General features: G+C 60.0%; 17 protein-coding genes. 3 read left to right on the forward strand and 14 right to left on the reverse strand.

The window, feature by feature from the left end; genetic code table 11:
* Window positions 1-32: 32 nt before the first annotated feature.
* Window positions 33-707 (reverse strand): Fe2+-dependent dioxygenase, encoded by a 675-nt coding sequence (locus D0851_RS13125; protein WP_117619037.1) that lies wholly within the window; start codon window positions 705-707, stop codon window positions 33-35.
* A gap of 133 nt (window positions 708-840) precedes the next feature.
* Between D0851_RS13125 and D0851_RS13130 the strand changes: the two genes are divergently transcribed.
* Window positions 841-1,737: a hypothetical protein gene (locus D0851_RS13130; protein ID WP_117619038.1), complete on the forward strand. Its 897-nt coding sequence runs from the start codon at window positions 841-843 to the stop codon at window positions 1,735-1,737.
* 63 nt (window positions 1,738-1,800) lie between these two features.
* On the opposite strand, the gene D0851_RS13135 is transcribed toward D0851_RS13130, so the two are convergent.
* The 10 genes from D0851_RS13135 to folE form a co-directional block, all read right to left on the reverse strand.
* Window positions 1,801-2,250, reverse strand: a complete 450-nt coding sequence (locus D0851_RS13135) for a DUF411 domain-containing protein (RefSeq protein ID WP_117619039.1) — start codon at window positions 2,248-2,250, stop codon at window positions 1,801-1,803.
* Window positions 2,247-2,378, reverse strand: coding sequence for a hypothetical protein (locus D0851_RS20845; RefSeq protein WP_264756448.1), 132 nt, complete (start codon window positions 2,376-2,378; stop codon window positions 2,247-2,249). The genes D0851_RS13135 and D0851_RS20845 overlap by 4 nt, the downstream gene beginning before the upstream one ends.
* A complete protein-coding gene (locus tag D0851_RS13140) occupies window positions 2,378-5,008 on the reverse strand; it encodes a heavy metal translocating P-type ATPase (RefSeq protein ID WP_117619040.1) in 2,631 nt (876 codons plus the stop codon). Before D0851_RS13140 ends, D0851_RS20845 begins: the two co-directional genes overlap by 1 nt.
* A 3-nt stretch (window positions 5,009-5,011) precedes the next feature.
* On the reverse strand, window positions 5,012-5,458 hold the full coding sequence (locus D0851_RS13145) for a MerR family transcriptional regulator (RefSeq protein WP_117620407.1): 447 nt from the start codon (window positions 5,456-5,458) through the stop codon (window positions 5,012-5,014).
* A gap of 252 nt (window positions 5,459-5,710) precedes the next feature.
* Entirely contained in the window at window positions 5,711-6,025 is a 315-nt protein-coding gene (locus D0851_RS13150; RefSeq protein WP_117619041.1) for a hypothetical protein, read from the reverse strand.
* A gap of 51 nt (window positions 6,026-6,076) precedes the next feature.
* A complete protein-coding gene (locus D0851_RS13155) occupies window positions 6,077-8,344 on the reverse strand; it encodes a putative bifunctional diguanylate cyclase/phosphodiesterase (protein ID WP_117619042.1) in 2,268 nt (755 codons plus the stop codon).
* A 43-nt stretch (window positions 8,345-8,387) separates the two neighbouring features.
* The gene (locus D0851_RS13160) at window positions 8,388-9,704 is read right to left on the reverse strand and encodes an HD-GYP domain-containing protein (protein ID WP_117619043.1); all 1,317 of its coding nucleotides are present in this window, start codon (window positions 9,702-9,704) and stop codon (window positions 8,388-8,390) included.
* 105 nt (window positions 9,705-9,809) lie between these two features.
* Entirely contained in the window at window positions 9,810-10,247 is a 438-nt protein-coding gene (locus D0851_RS13165; protein WP_117619044.1) for a CoA-binding protein, read from the reverse strand.
* 23 nt (window positions 10,248-10,270) lie between these two features.
* The gene (gene folX / locus D0851_RS13170; RefSeq protein WP_117619045.1) at window positions 10,271-10,645 is read right to left on the reverse strand and encodes a dihydroneopterin triphosphate 2'-epimerase; all 375 of its coding nucleotides are present in this window, start codon (window positions 10,643-10,645) and stop codon (window positions 10,271-10,273) included.
* Window positions 10,646-10,670: 25 nt separating this feature from the next.
* Window positions 10,671-11,240 carry a GTP cyclohydrolase I FolE gene (folE, locus tag D0851_RS13175; RefSeq protein WP_117619046.1) on the reverse strand — a complete coding sequence of 190 codons (570 nt, stop codon included), beginning with the start codon at window positions 11,238-11,240 and terminating at the stop codon, window positions 10,671-10,673.
* 214 nt (window positions 11,241-11,454) lie between these two features.
* Between folE and D0851_RS13180 the strand changes: the two genes are divergently transcribed.
* Both D0851_RS13180 and D0851_RS13185 read left to right on the forward strand, forming a co-directional pair.
* The gene (locus D0851_RS13180) at window positions 11,455-12,375 is read left to right on the forward strand and encodes an alpha/beta fold hydrolase (protein WP_117619047.1); all 921 of its coding nucleotides are present in this window, start codon (window positions 11,455-11,457) and stop codon (window positions 12,373-12,375) included.
* Between the two features lie 110 nt (window positions 12,376-12,485).
* On the forward strand, window positions 12,486-12,734 hold the full coding sequence (locus tag D0851_RS13185) for a CDGSH iron-sulfur domain-containing protein (protein WP_117619048.1): 249 nt from the start codon (window positions 12,486-12,488) through the stop codon (window positions 12,732-12,734).
* 9 nt (window positions 12,735-12,743) lie between these two features.
* Here the strand turns inward: D0851_RS13185 and znuB are convergent, their stop codons facing one another.
* The 3 genes from znuB to D0851_RS13200 are packed head-to-tail and all read right to left on the reverse strand — an operon-like array spanning window position 12,744 to window position 14,815.
* Window positions 12,744-13,556: a zinc ABC transporter permease subunit ZnuB gene (znuB, locus tag D0851_RS13190; protein ID WP_117619049.1), complete on the reverse strand. Its 813-nt coding sequence runs from the start codon at window positions 13,554-13,556 to the stop codon at window positions 12,744-12,746.
* Window positions 13,543-14,331 (reverse strand): zinc ABC transporter ATP-binding protein ZnuC, encoded by a 789-nt coding sequence (znuC, locus tag D0851_RS13195; RefSeq protein ID WP_117619050.1) that lies wholly within the window; start codon window positions 14,329-14,331, stop codon window positions 13,543-13,545. The genes znuB and znuC overlap by 14 nt, the downstream gene beginning before the upstream one ends.
* Window positions 14,324-14,815, reverse strand: coding sequence for a Fur family transcriptional regulator (locus D0851_RS13200; protein ID WP_117619051.1), 492 nt, complete (start codon window positions 14,813-14,815; stop codon window positions 14,324-14,326). Before D0851_RS13200 ends, znuC begins: the two co-directional genes overlap by 8 nt.
* Window positions 14,816-14,821 lie beyond the last annotated feature (6 nt).

Here is a 14,821-nt window from a genome sequence, read left to right on the forward strand (position 1 = left end):
GGCCTCATGCGTCAGATAGCAGAATACCCGAATCAGATCTCGGCCCAGAATCGCTGAAGATTGGCCAGGGACTTGGTGAGCAGATCGAACTCGGCGGTCTTGCCCTCACGTTCGAAAAGCTGCCGCCGGGCCGTGTCGAGGTCGAACAGCACCTCTCTGTGAGCCGGATCCCGGATGGTACTCTGAATCCAGCCAATGGCGACACGGCGCTGGCCCAGGGTCACCGGCTCAACCCGGTGCAGGGTCGAGGAGGGATAGACCACGGCGGCGCCGGCGGGCAGTTTGTAGGACTGTTCACCGGCCGTGGTATCGGTCACCAGTTCACCGCCCTCGTAGCTGTCGGGATCATCCAGGAACAGGGTAAAGGAAATGTCGGTCCGCAACCGGCCGGGCCCGCGGCCCATCACCGGATCGTCCACATGGTTACCGTAGGTCATGCCATCCCGGTAGCGACTGAACAGGATGGGCGTCATTTTCGCGGGCCTTACCGCCATCTGGAAGAGCGGGTGTTCGGTCAGTGCCTTCTCCACCTCGGAGCGAAGCTCGTTTGCGGTTTTGTCGGCCATCTGCATCTGCTCATTGTTCTTGACCAGTCTGGCGTGCCAGCCGGCGGTGTTGCGGCCATCCTCAAAGCGGCCGCTGTCCAGCGCAGCGCGTATACGGTCCAGTTGCCCGGTGGTCAGGATCTCGCTGATGCACAGAATCATGGGGTCTCCAATTCGTAATAGGAATAATTTGCAATTAAACCCGGCATTAAAGCATCATGCCCTACCATGGCACAGCCATCAATCTTCCCGCCGTTGAGGGTGCTCAGCCGGCGGCCTGTTTGAGGAGAACACGATGACAAACCAGAAACTGAAACTGTGGGCCGGTATCGGTGTGGCGACCTTGCTGGCAAGCTCCGGTGCCATGGCCGATGAGCAAAAGGACCGGCAACACGGCGACAGGATGACCTCCGGTGCGCATGGCGGCGAAGGTGGTGAAGGCTATGGCGGCGAGGGCGGCGAACGCCACGGTGGCGAAGCCGGTGCCGCATTCAGCTATTTTGCCGACGGCGGAGAAGGCGGAGAAGGCGGAGAAGGTGGTGGCTCCATCTCCCCGGTTGAATCGGATGGTACCTATGTTGCCATGCTCCAGATGATGCAGGGGCACCTGATGGCCGCCCGGGAGCTGATCAAAGCGGGGAAGGCCGCCGACGGCCGGCCCCACCTGACCCATCCCTGGGTTGAGGTATACCCGATGGCCGAGGCAGGTCTTGAGAGCCGGGGCCAGGCGCAGCTGGCCGGCCATCTGAAGGCCCTGGCTGAAAATGCCGGACGGGTAACAAGCTGGGGAGATGTCAGCCAGCAATTCCAGGCCGCCTGGGTGGCCATCCAGAAGGCGGAGAAATCCGTTGAGGGCCGCAGTGCCGCCAGCGTGTCGAAAGTCGTGCTGTCGCTGACCAAGCAAGCGGTACTGGAGTATGATGAGGCGCTGGAGAACGGGCGTTTCGTGGCCGCGCACGAATATCAGGACGGCCGGGGCTTTGTGCTTTCAGCCCGGGATCATCTCGACAAACACCAGGCGATTCTGAACAAGCAGAACAGCGAAGCCCGGCGTGATGCCGGCAAGGCTCTGGCTGACATGCTGAAGGCCTGGCCAACAGCAGTGCCGCCGGAACAGCCTGTCATTCCTGTCGCCAATCTGTATGCCGCCCAGGCACGCCTGGAGCTGGCACTGGCACCTTACCTGTATTGAGCCCGACATCAGAGCCGGGGCCGCTGCGGCCCCGGTTTTGGCTGCCCGAGCCCTGATTCCGGGTTAATTGTACTGTGCAAATACCCGGGTCTGGCCGGTCTCGTTAAACAGGATGACCTTGTAATGGTCTTTCCGGTCACCCATTTCCATGCCCGGCGAGCCGACCGGCATGCCCGGAGCGCTCAGGCCGGTTGCCTTGGGTGCTTCGCTCAGCAGCCGCTTGATGTCATCCGCCGGAACATGGCCTTCAATCACATAATCACCCACAAAGGCGGTGTGGCAGCTGCCAAGACCCGGAATCAGGCCGGCGTCGGCCTTGATCTTGCCCATGTCATTGGAGTTGGTGGTCTCAACCTCGAAGCCGTTCTCTTTCAGGTGGTCGACCCAGTCACCGCAGCAGCCGCAGGTAGGTGATTTGTAAACGTGAATGCTCGGGGCCGGACCACCGGCAAGAGCGGTGGTGCTGAAGCCCAGGGCAGCCATCAGGCCGAGAGCCAGGGTGTGTTTTTTCATGGTGTTTTCCTCAGTGGTGAATGTTTCGGTGCGCTTGAGCCTTGGTTGCCGGAACCGGAAAGCCAGAACCACCAGACGATGGCTGCCATCAGGGCAAGCCCTCCGGCATTGACCAGAAGTGTTTCCATCAGTTCCACTCCTTTTGCTGTTTCGGATCATTGTTCGCGTCGCCCCGTGCCGGCCTGTAGCCGGTTCTGAACAGCCGCAGGCGGTTGGCGTTGGAGACCACGGTCACCGACGACAGGGACATGGCGGCGCCGGCCAGTATCGGGCTCATCAGGATTCCCCAGACAGGGTAAAGCAGGCCGGCGGCCACTGGAATACCCAGTGTGTTGTATATGAAAGCGCCAAACAGGTTCTGGTGAATGTTTTTCACCGTGGCCCGGGAAATTTCAATGGCATCGGGCACGCCGTGCAGGGAGCCGCGCATCAGCGTGATACCGGCGCTTTCGATGGCAACATCGGTGCCGGTGCCGATGGCAAAGCCGACATCGGCCGCTGCCAGGGCCGGGGCGTCATTGATGCCGTCGCCGACCATGGCGACGGTATGGCCCTTGCTGCGCATCTCACTGACCACTTCGGCCTTGTCTTCCGGCAGCACTTCCGCCCGGTAGTCGTCAATCCCCGCTTTGTTCGCAATGGCTTTGGCGGTGGCGTCGACATCGCCGGTGACCATCATTACCCGAATTCCGGCGTCGTGCAGGCGCCGTATCGCCGCCCGGGAGTCGGCCTTGATGGCGTCGGCAACACCGATGACACCGAGGGCTTTGTTGCCCAGTGCCAGGAACAGCGGCGTGCCGGCCTCTTCAGCAATCGTGCTGGCGGCATCGGTCAGGTCGCCCAGGGCAATACCTTCGCCTTCCAGCCAGCGCCGGTTGCCCAGGCGCAAGGGCTCGCCGTCGAACTCGCCTCTAACGCCCTTGCCGTTCAGGGCTTCAAACCCGCTGACCTTTGCGGCCTCGGCACCTTCCTCTTTCGCCTTTGCCAGAATGGCTTCGGCGAGAGGGTGTTCCGAGTGCTGTTCGAGCCCGGCCGCCAGAGTCAGCAGGCGCTGCTTGTCGCCATTGCTGGCATGCACGCGGGTTACCGCCGGATGCCCTTCGGTGATGGTGCCGGTCTTGTCCAGAATCACCAGATCCAGCTTTCCGGCCGTCTGCAGGGCATCGCCCTGGCGAATCAGCGCGCCGTATTCCGCCGCCTTGCCAACGCCGACCATCACCGACATGGGTGTGGCCAGCCCCAGGGCACAGGGGCAGGCAATGATCAGCACCGTGGTGGCGGCTACCATCATGTGGACCACTGCCGGCTCCGGCCCGACGTTGTACCAGACCAATGCCGCCGTTACCGCAATCAGCATGACCGTGGGTACGAACACCGAGGAAATCCTGTCGGCCAGCCGGCCAATGGCGGGCTTGGAGCCCTGGGCCTTTTTCACCAGCCTGATGATTTGCGCCAGTGCGGTTTCGCTGCCCACTCTTGTGGCTTCGTAGACAATGGAGCCATGGGTGTTCAGGGTGCCGGCAGACACCTCATCGCCCTGAGACTTGCTCACCGGCATGGGCTCGCCGGTCAGCATGCTTTCATCAATACGGGTGGAGCCTTCGGCGATAATACCGTCCACCGGCAGTTTCTCCCCGGGCCGGACCCGGATGTGGTCGCCCTTCCGGACCTCTTCCACCGGGATATCCTGCTCTTCACCGTCACGGATCACCCGGGCAGTTTTCGCTCTCAGGTCCAGCAACCGGCGCACTGCTTCGGAAGTCTTGCCCTTGGCCCGCAGCTCCAGAGCCTGACCCAGGTTGATCAGGCCGATGATCATGGCCGAGGCCTCAAAATACACATGCCGCGCCATCTCCGGCAGCGCGCCGGGTACACTGGCTACCACGATGGAGTAGAGCCAGGCGGTGCCGGTGCCGAGGGCGATCAGGGTATCCATGTTGGCGTTATGATGCCGGAGGGCCTTCCAGGCCCCGGTGTAGAAATGCCCGCCGGTGGCGGCCATCACAATCAGGGTCAGCACCCCCAGCCCGAGCCAGGTGCCCTGGTTGGCCTCGGTCACCACCATGGTGCCAAAACCCATCCCCCAGACCATCAGACCGAGGCCCAGCACGAGGCTCACCGCCATCTTCACCAGCAAGGACTTGTACTGCCTGGTGTCCTGTTCCTGCCTGCGGTCGTCCGCTTCGTCCTCATCCTCAATCACACTGGCGCCATAACCGGCGCTTTCCACCGCCCTTACCAGAGTCCCGGGATCTGCGTCACCCGTGGCCGTCGCGGTGTTGTCCGCCAGATTCATGTGCGCATGGCTGATACCGGGCACCGACATCAGGGCTTTCTCGATGGTATTGACACAGGATGCGCAGGTGGCGCCTGTCACCGACAGATGAACCTGACCGTCCCCGGCGGCAGAAGATCCGGACCGGCTATCGTCAGAGACCGCCTCAGGAGTAACGTCAGCCAGATCATCCTGACGATCACCGATGTCTTTGCTGTCCCCATGTTTGGACGCGCAGCAACCGGCAGGCTCCGGGGCGTCTTCGAAGGGTCCGGCCGGGTAACCCGTTTTAGTCACAATCCGCGCCGCCTCGGCCGCATTCACTCCTTCAGGCAGTGCGACTGTCTGTTTGTCGAGATCCACTTCTACCAGCTCCGTATCGCCAGTCAGCGGCTCCAGGGCCGTGCGGATCTTTCTGGCACAACCCTGGCACGAGGCCCCGGAAATACTGAGTGTGGTGTGTAACACGACTGCCTCATTCATTCGTTACTGCTCCTCAACCGGGTCGCTTTTCCCACGAATGGGCGAAGGGTCTTCCCAGTGTTCGATCAACCGACAGATGGTATGGCCATCCGGCGTGCCATCCGGCATCTCCTGCCACGCGGACAAGGCCGCGGTCATCCGCTGGCGAAGCTGCTGCAACTCACGAATTTCCCGCTCAACCTCCGCAAGCCGCTGCTGAAACACATCCCGCACCATCGGACACGGAGAATGGTGATCGTCCGCCTGATCCAGAATCTGCCGGATCTCCGGCAATGAAAACCCCAACTGCCGCGCCTTCCGGGCAAACCGGAGGCGTCGTAGATCGTCGGCATCAAACTGCTGGTAGTTGTTGTCCGGATTGCGAGCCGGCTTCAGCAGATTTTCCCGGGTGTAAAAGCGCACGGTATCCGGGTTCACTCCAGCGGCTTCTGCAATGTCTTTGACTTTCATGGCGGATCTTCCGATACAGTTCTGATCATTTACCCGGACGGGAAGCATACAACTTGCGGAGCGCCGGCGTGGGAGATTCTTCCGAAAACCGCTGTGAATACGTCTCTGTACGCTTGCACTCCGCCATCCTTGGCTCCGAGCATTTTCGGAAGAATCTCCCACGCCGACGCGGCAATCACCGAAACCGAAAACTTAGAACAGTTTAAAACCTGTGAGCACCTCACAGGTCAAAGGTTTTTTTGGGAAGGAAAGCTACTGGCCCCTGGAGCGAAGAAACGTACCGCAGGCCTTGCACTGGTCCGGTGCCATCAGTTTCGCCTGCCAGCCAATCCTGTGGCCACAGGCCGGGCACGCCAGCCGCAACTGAAGCACAATGATCGGCGTAATCAGAGCAGCGATCAGAACCCCAAGAGGCCCCCAGCTCTCACCACTGGACAACCCAAGCTGACTGCTGAACACCAGGATGATTGTCAGCGCCACAAAGGCAAAAATAAAATAGTTCCGGTTCCAGCGCTCCCACTGGCGGATTTTTTCGTCCTGTTCCGGAGTCAGGTATTTTTCGGCCATAAAGTCTCACCTGAAGTATCTGACGGGTATCATGGCGATGGCCGGCGGCAATTACAAACCGGAATCGGCGGTAATGCCCGCCACCAGAATGCCGGAAGCCAGCGCCTGCTCAAGATCGGACACTGGAATCGGCCGGCTGATCAGATACCCCTGGGCAAAGTTGCACCGGTGATTCTTCAGGAAACTCAGTTGGTCCTCGGTTTCGACACCTTCCGCGACCACCTGAATGCCGAGATTGTGGGCCAGATTGATCACTGCCCGCGTGATCACCGCATCATCATGGCGCTCGGTGACATCCGTGATAAAGGAACGGTCAATTTTCAGCAGGTCCACCGGGAAGTCGCGCAGATAGCCCAGAGAAGAATAGCCAACCCCGAAATCATCAATCGCCAGACGCACCCCGAGTTGATGCAGGCGGGAGAGCTGGTTCAGGTTGTGCTCAATGTTCTGGATGAAGATCTCCTCGGTGAGTTCCACCTCCAGGCGATCAGCGGGCACATTTTCCGCGGCCAGAGCTTCCCGGATGTGATCCACCAGGCCTTCGTCATCCAGCTCCCGGCCGGAGAGATTCACTGCAATGCAAAGCCCTTCTTGCGGGGTCCCCTGCCATTTTGCCAACTGGCGACACGCCGCCATCACCACCCAGCGACCGATATCGGTAATCCGGCCGCTTTCCTCGGCCAGAGGAATGAACTCCACCGGCGGCAATAGCCCCCGCCGTGGGTGCTGCCAGCGAATCAGCGCTTCAACACTCTGGATTTCACCGTTGTCCAGGTTCAGCTGGGGCTGGTAATAGAGCACGAACTCATTGTTGGCCAGGGCCTGGCTCAGGTCCTTGTCCAGCTCAAGGCGCATGACCTCCCGGTCCTGCATGCCTTCGGTGTAGAACTGATAAGTGTTCCGACCCTGCTCTTTGGCCCGGTAGAGGGCGACGTCGGCATTGCGCAGCAGGGTGTCCGCATCCAGACCGCTCTGGGGATACACCGCCACGCCCACGGTGGCGGTAATGCTGTGGGATTGTCCCTGCACATCAAAAGGCAGGTCGAAACACTGTTTGATCTGGCCCAGCAGGTGGATGATATCGTCAATATCATCCACCTGCTGCTGGCAGAGCATAAACTCATCGCCACCGGAGTAGGCCACCAGAATCCGCTCATTACTGAGTCGGTTCAGCCGCTCGGAAACCTTGATCAGCAGCTCATCGCCAAACTGGTGGCCAAGGGAGTCGTTGAGGGTCTGGAAGCGGTCCAGATCGAGCATGATCAGGGCGACCTGGCGCATCTGGCGATCGGCAATATTCAGGGTATGGGACAGGTCTTCCATGAAGAAACGACGGTTCGCGAGGCCGGTCAGGGTATCGGTGGATTCCAGCCGGGCCAGGTCTTTCTGGATGGCGGCTCGTTGCGCGATTTCCTGGTCCAGCTCCCTGCGGGTCTTCAGCAGGGTCCGGTTCCGTTTCAGGATCAGTTGCACCAGCAATGCGGTCAGGCTGGTGAGCAGCCCCATCAGCAGGAGGGTTGTGAAGGTCATTCCCGGCCAGTCGCTGTACCGGTTCTCCACCCACTCTTCGGAAGGGTAGAGGGTCAGTGTCCAGTCCAGTGTTGGCAGATCAACCGGGTGGGTATGCGCGAAGTCAGGATTAACGGATTGCGAGTCGTTCAGCACATAGCGCACTGCGCCGGCCTGGCGGATCTCGATCCGGACAAACTCCAGCACCCGGCTGGTCAGGAGCTGGCGGGCCAGTACGTCCATCCGGAACACGCCGGCAATGAAGCCGTTGTTGTCGGCGCCGGCGCCCACCGGCGCATAGATCACCATGCCCTTGCCGCCCTGGCGCAGATCAACGATGCCGGACAGGTCCCAGTTGCCGGTTTGCCTTGCCAGCTCAAGGGCCTGTCGGCGTTCATCGTTAAACGCCACGTTGTAGCCGATAACCTCTTCGTTGTCGGTTACCGGCTCCAGCCAGCGGATAACAAAGTTCCGGTCGATCCACTCGATAGCCTGGTAAACACCGAAGTCGTCCAGGTAATTGCGGGCGTCTTGCCGCCACTCACGTTCGGTCGTGGAGGGATTTGCCTGCAGGCGTTTCGCCATGCGCCGGATGGCCTCGGAATGGACCCGAAACTCCCGTTCCAGATGGTTGGCCAGGGCCCGGGCTTCATTGGCCAGACTGGTATCGATCTGGATCTTGTCCTGTTGTGCCAGTCCGTAACGCAGGCCCGTGGCCAGGCCCAGGAAAACCAGAAAGATCACCACCGGAAACACCGGGCTTAAAAGACCCGATATAACGGCTCCAGGGGGCGATGCAGGTTTTTCCACAGGTTACTCCGTGACTTTGAACGGGTTGGCAGAGCGAAATCGATTATGAGGCATTTTGATCGGGCACCGCTATCAGTTGCTGAATCCGGTCATGCAACGAGACTCCGAAGGCACCATCAGGCAGGGGGCGTGCAATTTCCGGTGAGGTCCGGCCCTGGAAAGCGGTAGTGGCTGCAAGATCAATCACCCTGGGCTCTACCGGCTTCTTGCCGGCATCCAACATAATTTCCACCCTCGGCCTCAGCTTGCGCCCCGGGTGTGTTGCCACCACGATGGCAACCTCTCCGGTAGACAGTTCTACCAGACTGCCAGGCGGATACACACCAACCATTCGGATAAATGCCTCCACCATACTGGCATCGAACTGCTGGCCCCGGTTCCGGTAGAGAATGCGAATGGCATCGGAAGTGGGCAGCCCGTCCCGGTAGCAACGGTCGCTGGTGATGGCATCAAAGGCATCAACGATGGAGACGAGCCGGGCAAACCGGCTGATCTGCCATTCCGCCAGTTGTTGCGGGTAGCCCTGACCATCCATTCTTTCATGATGGTGGCAGGTGACATCGCTGACGATGGGGTCAAGGCTTGAGTCGGCCCGGAGCAGTTCATACCCCAGCGTGGTGTGCTGGCGCATGATGCTGTGTTCGTCCGGAGTCAGTGCTCCGGGCTTGTTGAGGACCTCGTCAGGCACCTTGAGCTTGCCGAGATCGTGCAGAAGCCCGCACATTCCCACTGTCTCCAGATCATCGTCCGGCAATCCCAGAAATCGGGCAAAGGCCACGCAGAAAATGGCCACCCGCAGACAGTGCTCAGCGGTGTAGGCGTCCCGGGATTTGATCCGGCTCATCCAGAACATGGCGCTGGCATTGGCTTTCACGCTCTCAACACACTCCCGAATGACCGGGCGGGCACTCTGGAGATTGAGGTCCTTGCCCGCCTCGATCTTTCGGGTAACCTCCTCCACAAACGCCTGAGTCCGGTTCCAGGTCTCTTGTGCCCGGGGGATTTCCTGGGCCAGGGTGCGGGTTTCCGGTAACGGCTCAGTAGTGCGCCGCTTGAGCAGCGATACCTGGTCGAGCACCGGATTCAGCCGATCTTCCTCGTCTTCCACGAGGACCCATTCGCAATACTGGCGGAGAATCTGCGCCTCGTCATCATCGGTTAGGGTAAAACCCTGGAACAAAACCGGAACCTGGGTCCACGGCCGGTCCAGGCTGACAATCCGCATCCCCGGTTTTAACAGATCGACAGGTAGCCTTGCCCGCCGAAGGATCGAAACGCGGGAGCGGGCGTTGTCAGGAAACGTGCCTGCTGAACTCGTTGATTTCAGGGCCGGTTTACTGGATTTACGTCGGAACCACATGGCTCTACCAGACTTCTGATTATTTGTGCCGATTATGTCAGACCTGACAGGCCTGTTACAGCGGAGTGCCAGAAGTGTGACGTGGTTCCTGATTCAGGTCAGGTTTCAGGTGCGTCCGGCAACTGGGGGGATGCCCTGGCGTGGGATTTCCTGTTTCGGACAGCGATCCATCACCACTGTCAGGCCGGCGGCCTCGGCCCGGGCAGCGCCCTCTTCGTTAATCACCCCAATTTGCATCCAGACCACCGGAATATTCAGTTCGATGGCCTGATCGATCACTGTGTCGGTGCGCTCAGGCGCGAGGAAGAGCTCAACCATGTCAACCGGTTCCGGCAGGGCATGAAGGTCGGCGTAGACGGGTTCACCGAGTACCTGCTGCCCGGCCAGCCGGGGATTCACCGGAATGATCCTGTAGCCGTGGGCCTGCAGGTATTCCATGACCTCGTGAGAGGGCCGGGTGGTCTTTTCACTGGCGCCCACAAGTGCAATGGTTTTTACGGTTTCCAGAATATGGCGCAACTGGTCGGGATTGTTGCTTGGCATAAAGAATGGACGCCTTCGCTGATTTAACGGTGTGCCTCAAGGCAGACTGACACAGATTCCGCATAGCGTAGCGCGTGTGGCTTGTCGATTTCCACCTGGGCCCATTGGACCGCCTCGTGCTCCATCACGATAGTCAGCACTTCATGGGTCAGCCGTTCCAGCAGGACAAAGCGGTTGCCATTCACATGATGGATGATCTGCTTGGTGATCGTGCGGTAGTTCAGGGCCGCCGAAATCTCATTGCGGTTGACCGCCTCGGTGGCATCGTAAGTCAGGCTTACGTTAATCAGCACGTCCTGCTGATTGCTGATCTCTTCTTCCTTGATACCAATATAGGCTCTCAGTAACAGGTCCTTGATACGGACCCTGGCCTGGTGATTCCCGATAACCTCTGTCATACCGTCGCCCTCCGGGATGCTGTTCTCAGCGGTTGGTGCCTATCAGGTTGAGAAACTCGGTACGTGTCGCCTGGGATTTTCGGAACTGCCCCAGCATCATGGAGGTTTTCATGCGGGAGTTCTGTTTCTCCACGCCCCGCATCATCATGCACATGTGCTGCGCCTCGATGACCACGGCCACCCCCTTGGCGTCGGTGACGCTTTCAATGGCCTCGGCAATCTGCCGGGTCAGGTTTTCCTGAATCTGCAGGCGGCGGGCATACATATCGACAATGCGAGCAAACTTTGACAGGCCAAGCACCTTGCCCTGGGGCAGATAGGCGATGTGGCACTTGCCAATGAACGGCAGGATATGGTGCTCGCACATGCTGTACAGCTCGATGTCCTGAACCACTACCATCTCGTCCATGGCAGACTCGAACACGGCATTGTTGATCAGGTCGCCGAGATCCTGCTGATAGCCGTGGGTCAGGAACTGCATGGCTTTGGCGGCACGCATGGGGGTGTCCTGCAGACCTTCACGGTTGGTGTCTTCGCCCAGCCCGTCAATAATGGCGCGGTAGTGGCCCGAGAGGTCGTCAAGGAGTCTGGTCATAATCTCTTCCGGTTAGCTGTGTCTTACGAGGGCAAAAGCTTAAGTCAATTCGTCCGTTATCTCTACGGTTTACGGCAACACGCCGGGAAAAGACCACTTTCTCGGTAACGCTGCCCGCCTGTTTGGTAAGGCTATGGCAGTTCGCTAAGGCTATGGCAGAGGGGGCGGGTTTGTTCTAAAGTTTCAGGCTGTGAACGTTCGCCGGGGACAGTGCATGGAACAGGTGATAGCCAATGTCGGTGGTGCAACCGCCGCAGGGCATGATGCCGCCACCCTTGAGGGGTGGCAACAGGGAGGTAAATGGTTCAGTTACGAGGGCCATGCCATTTTCAGTCGCATGGCGGGCACGGGAGAGCCGCTGGTCCTGATTCACGGATTTCCCACTGCCAGTTGGGACTGGAACCGGCTTTGGCCGATGCTGGTGCAGCAGCACAATGTTCTGACCCTGGACATGTTGGGTTTCGGTTTTTCCGACAAGCCTCTGAACTACGATTACAGCATTGAGGACCAGGCTGACCTGTTCCAGGGCTGGATCGAGGGCCTGGGTTTGCCTTCGGTACATCTGTTTGTCCATGATTACGGATGCAGTGTGGCACAGGAGCTGCTGGCCCGTGAGCAGGAAGGTGGTTTGCCGTTCCGGATTGCCAGTGTGTGCTTTCTGAATGGTGCCCTTTTTCCGGAAGTGCACAATCCCTTGCTGATCCAGAAGCTGTTGCGAAGCCCTTTTGGCGGGCTGATCAGCCGGGGTCTGACCCGGCGCAGTTTCGAGCGCAACTTCCGCCGGCTGTTCGGGAGCCAGAACCCGCCGGACCGGCAGGATATGGAAGACTTCTGGCACCTGCTGACCTACAACAACGGCCGGGGCATACTGCACCACCTGATCCAGTTCATGGAGGAGCGCCGGTGTCATCGAAACCGGTGGGTCGGCGCCTTGCAGAAGGCAAAACAGCCGATGCGACTGATTTCCGGTACCGCCGATCCGGTGTCCGGTGCCGGCATGGCCAGACGTTACCGGGAACTGATTCCAGATGCCGATGTGGTCTGCCTGAGGAATACCGGCCATTACCCCCATTTCGAATGCCCTTGGGACGTCTTCAGCGCCTACCGGGATTTACGCAAACAGTGCGATCATTGAGCGGGCCTGGCAGCCTGTCCGAGGTTGTCAGACCCCTCTGAGTCGCGGACGGTCTATACTGGTACAGATTACAGGTAAAGAGTGCAGACCGAACCGTCCGGGAGAAGAATATGTCAGATGAGAAACCGGTAGTGGCCAGTAAGACACCCTTCTCCGTGCTCGTGGAAGCCGGCAAGAACTACTTCTGGTGTGCTTGCGGGCGAAGTCAAAGCCAGCCCTTCTGTGATGGGACCCACAAAGGAACCGGGATAACACCGGTGAAGTATGAGGCCCGGAAGAAGGAGTGGGTCTGGTTTTGCGGCTGCAAGCAGACCGGCAATGCCCCGTTTTGCGACGGCAGCCACAAGAATCTTGCCTAAGGGAAATACTCAGGCCCGGGCCTTGCCGGCCGCGCCGTACACCAGTAGAAACGTCGCAAAGGCCGTCACCACAACCGAAGGCCCCGCGGGCGTGTCCAGGTGCCAGGACAGGCTCAGGCCTCCGGTCACCGCAACAAATCCGAACACCACCGCCATGGCCGCCATGATTTCCGGGTTATGGGCCAGTCGCCGGGCGGTCGCGGCGGGAATAATCAGCAAGGCGGTGATCAGCAGCACACCGACGATTTTCATGGCCACCGCGATCACCAGGGAGAACATCAACATCAGCACCAGCCGGAGACGTTCCACGGCAATGCCTTCGACCCGGGCCAGCTCCTCGTGGATGGTGCTCATCAACAGCCCGCGCCAGAGCACGGCCAGAAGGATCAGGATGAGCGTGGCGCCCCCGTAGATCCACAGCAGGTCGTTCCGGCTCATGGCGAGCAGGTCGCCGAATAGCAGGCCGGTGAGATCCACCCGGACATCCGGCATGAAGCTCAGGGTAACCAGACCGATGGCGAGGGCACTGTGGGCGAGAATGCCCAGCAGGGTATCGGTGGCCAGGGCCTGGGTGCGGGAAAACATCACCAGTGCCATGGCCAGAACCGCACAGGTGATGATCACGCCGACGTTCAGTGGCACGCTGATCAGAAAACTCAGGGCAATGCCGAGCAGGGCAGAGTGTGCCAGGGTGTCGCCAAAATAGGCCATGCGGCGCCAGACCACAAAACAGCCCAGCGGTCCCGCCACCAGCGCCACACCCAGGCCGCCGATCAGGGCACGCCAGAAGAAGTCGTCCAGAACGGCATCAATGGTGGGCATGGTCACACCCCTCATGGCCGGTATGGGCACGATGCGGTCCAGCGGCAACCACATCGCCGTGCAGATCATGGCGATGATTGTGGTGGTGATGGTAAACCGCGAGGGACTCAGCCACCGGCTGTCCGAAGGTTTCGATAAAGGCCGGGTCGTGGGAGATATCCGCCGGGGAGCCGCTGCAGCACACATGCTGGTTCAGGCAGATGACCTTGTCGGTTGCCGCCATTACCAGGTGCAGATCGTGGGAGATCATGATCACGCCGCAGTTCAGCTCGTCCCGGAGCTGGCGAATCAGGTCATACAGCGATGCCTGGCCGTTGATATCCACGCCCTGGGCAGGTTCATCGAGTACCAGAAGATCCGGCTTCCGGGCCAGGGCCCGTGCCAGCAGGAGCCGCTGTTTCTCGCCGCCGGACAGGTGGTGGACGGAAGCGTCCAGCAGCTGCCGGACCCCGGTGCGGGCCAGGGCTGACTCACATTCCGCCAGTGGCATGCCACTGAGCAACATGAACCGCTTTACGCTCAGGGGAAGCGTTGCTTCGAGTGTGAGATGTTGCGGAACGTAGCCGATCACCAGGCCCTTCCGGAGCGACACCTTGCCATCCGACACCTTCTGAATGCCAAGAATGGCCTTGATCAGGGTGGTCTTGCCCGCTCCGTTGGGGCCGATAACGGTGATGATATCCCCGCGGTGCACTTTCAGATTGACCCGGTCCACCACCGGCCGTTTGTCAAACCGGACGGTGAGATTGTCGAGGGTTACCAATGGGTCAGTCATGGCCGGGCTCCGCCTGGCAACGGGGACATAGCCCGGCGATCTCGAGGGTGGTGTTTTCGGCTCTGAAACCCTCGTCAGCAGCCGCTTTACGTACCTCGGAAGAGACTTCCGGCACAGTCAGCTCCAGGACATTGCTACAGGCGCGGCAGATCAGAAACATACCGGTGTGGCTTTCCCCGGCGTGGGTACAGCCGATAAAGGCATTGAGGGAGGCAATGCGGTGCACCAGGCCGTTTTGCTGCAGGAAATCCAGCGCCCGGTAAACCGTGGGTGGCGCCGCGTTATGGCCATCAGAGGACAGCTCTCCGAGCACATCGTAGGCCCCCAGGGGCTTGTGGGACTGCCAGATAAGTTCCAGAACGCGCTCCCGGATGGGGGTCAGGCGGGCATTGTGCTGCTGACAGATGATCCTGGCGTCAGCAAGAGCCTGGCTGACACAGGCATCGTGATTGTGGGGCCGATAGGGAATGGGTCGGGCAGACATGACGGA

This window comes from Marinobacter sp. Arc7-DN-1, from assembly GCF_003441595.1.
GTDB lineage: Bacteria > Pseudomonadota > Gammaproteobacteria > Pseudomonadales > Oleiphilaceae > Marinobacter > Marinobacter metalliresistant.

Coding starts and splice junctions, on each gene's coding strand:
- D0851_RS13125 (WP_117619037.1), bottom strand. CDS start 707: ATGATTCTGTGCATCAGCGAGATCCTGACCACCGGGCAACTGGACCGT.
- D0851_RS13130 (WP_117619038.1), top strand. CDS start 841: ATGACAAACCAGAAACTGAAACTGTGGGCCGGTATCGGTGTGGCGACC.
- D0851_RS13135 (WP_117619039.1), bottom strand. CDS start 2,250: ATGAAAAAACACACCCTGGCTCTCGGCCTGATGGCTGCCCTGGGCTTC.
- D0851_RS20845 (WP_264756448.1), bottom strand. CDS start 2,378: ATGGAAACACTTCTGGTCAATGCCGGAGGGCTTGCCCTGATGGCAGCC.
- D0851_RS13140 (WP_117619040.1), bottom strand. CDS start 5,008: ATGAATGAGGCAGTCGTGTTACACACCACACTCAGTATTTCCGGGGCC.
- D0851_RS13145 (WP_117620407.1), bottom strand. CDS start 5,458: ATGAAAGTCAAAGACATTGCAGAAGCCGCTGGAGTGAACCCGGATACC.
- D0851_RS13150 (WP_117619041.1), bottom strand. CDS start 6,025: ATGGCCGAAAAATACCTGACTCCGGAACAGGACGAAAAAATCCGCCAG.
- D0851_RS13160 (WP_117619043.1), bottom strand. CDS start 9,704: ATGTGGTTCCGACGTAAATCCAGTAAACCGGCCCTGAAATCAACGAGT.
- D0851_RS13165 (WP_117619044.1), bottom strand. CDS start 10,247: ATGCCAAGCAACAATCCCGACCAGTTGCGCCATATTCTGGAAACCGTA.
- folX (WP_117619045.1), bottom strand. CDS start 10,645: ATGACAGAGGTTATCGGGAATCACCAGGCCAGGGTCCGTATCAAGGAC.
- folE (WP_117619046.1), bottom strand. CDS start 11,240: ATGACCAGACTCCTTGACGACCTCTCGGGCCACTACCGCGCCATTATT.
- D0851_RS13180 (WP_117619047.1), top strand. CDS start 11,455: ATGGAACAGGTGATAGCCAATGTCGGTGGTGCAACCGCCGCAGGGCAT.
- D0851_RS13185 (WP_117619048.1), top strand. CDS start 12,486: ATGTCAGATGAGAAACCGGTAGTGGCCAGTAAGACACCCTTCTCCGTG.
- znuB (WP_117619049.1), bottom strand. CDS start 13,556: ATGCCCACCATTGATGCCGTTCTGGACGACTTCTTCTGGCGTGCCCTG.
- znuC (WP_117619050.1), bottom strand. CDS start 14,331: ATGACTGACCCATTGGTAACCCTCGACAATCTCACCGTCCGGTTTGAC.
- D0851_RS13200 (WP_117619051.1), bottom strand. CDS start 14,815: ATGTCTGCCCGACCCATTCCCTATCGGCCCCACAATCACGATGCCTGT.